Source organism: Gammaproteobacteria bacterium (assembly GCA_003696665.1).
Taxonomy (GTDB): domain Bacteria; phylum Pseudomonadota; class Gammaproteobacteria; order Enterobacterales.
In genome coordinates this window covers 1-1,243 of record RFGJ01000464.1, presented here as the reverse complement: position 1 = coordinate 1,243, position 1,243 = coordinate 1, and the positions used below count along the sequence as shown (strand labels likewise).

Here is a 1,243-nt window from a genome sequence, read left to right as displayed (position 1 = left end):
GCCCTCGATCACCCGCCGCACCCGCTCGGCGGTGACGTTTGCGGCAATGTTCTCGTCCATCTCGACGAGGATGAAGCGGCGATTGCCGCCATCCTCGGCATTCTGCTTCAGCACAGCGTGGGCGGTTGTCCCGGAGCCAGCGAAAGAGTCCATAACAATGCAATTCTTATCTTCATCCCCATTGATAATCATACTAATTAGATATGCAATCAGAGAAGACGGTTTGGGATTTGAAAAAATGTTTCTATTGCCAAAAATATCTTCTATCTCCCATGTTCCTTCTTGATTGAAGGGTCCTGTTAAGATCGAGATAGGCTTGGCTTTTCGAATATTTCCTGCCGAGTCTTTTAGATATTGCTTGAATCTAACGCTCCACTTCCCCTTATTTTTTCTGAATACAACCTCATCATTCTTAATTGCTTCTTGTAACCTGTTTTTTTCCCAAATCCATTGCTTGTCCGGCCAAATCTCGTGGCCGTTATAGTAAACTGGATATACGAGGTTAGGCCTAGGGTCCTTGCTTTTAGTCATTAAAGGCTGGGTGACATACCCTCCCCTTACTTTGAATTTGTCGTCCTTGTTTTTATATCTTGCAGCTTCTTCTGAACTGAGATGGGCTTCAATGCTTGACAGAGGGTTTTTAGAGTAACAAAGAATGTATTCGTGAATATTCCCAAATCCCTTTGTCATCGCTCCAGGACCGTATTTATTTTTCCAAACAATTTCATGAACAAAATTTCTCGTTCCAAACACTTCATCCATCAACAAGCGAAGGCGAGCTATTTCATAGTCGTCGATGGAAACAAATATTACGCCATCTTCTCGCAAGAATTGGCGCAGCAATACCAGTCGCGGGTACATCATGCACAGCCAGCGATCGTGGCGATCCAGCGTTTCGCCCTCCTTGCCGACCACCTCCCCCAGCCAGCGGCGGATTTCCGGGCTGTTCACGTTGTCGTTGTACACCCAGCCTTCGTTGCCGGTGTTGTAGGGCGGATCGATGTAGATGCATTTCACCTGGCCGGCATAGCGAGGCAGCAGGGCTTTAAGCGCATGCAGGTTGTCGCCCTGCACGATCAGATTGCCGGAATCGGCATCTCCGCAGGAAAGCGCCGGATCGGCTTCCAGCAGCCGGTACGGCACCTCCTTGTGGTGCTTCACAACGGCTTCCTTTCCGATCCAGTTCAGCGTGGGCATCGCTCCTCCTCAACCGTGCAGGAAGATACTTCACGAAAGCGGATTG

The 1,243-nt window shown here is 48.9% G+C and carries 1 protein-coding gene; it reads right to left on the bottom strand.

The window, feature by feature from the left end:
• Nucleotides 1-1,197, bottom strand: a 1,197-nt coding sequence (locus D6694_11420; protein RMH39181.1) for a site-specific DNA-methyltransferase, incomplete at its 3' end; no start/stop codon positions are given.
• Between the last annotated feature and the right edge of the window lie 46 nt (nt 1,198-1,243).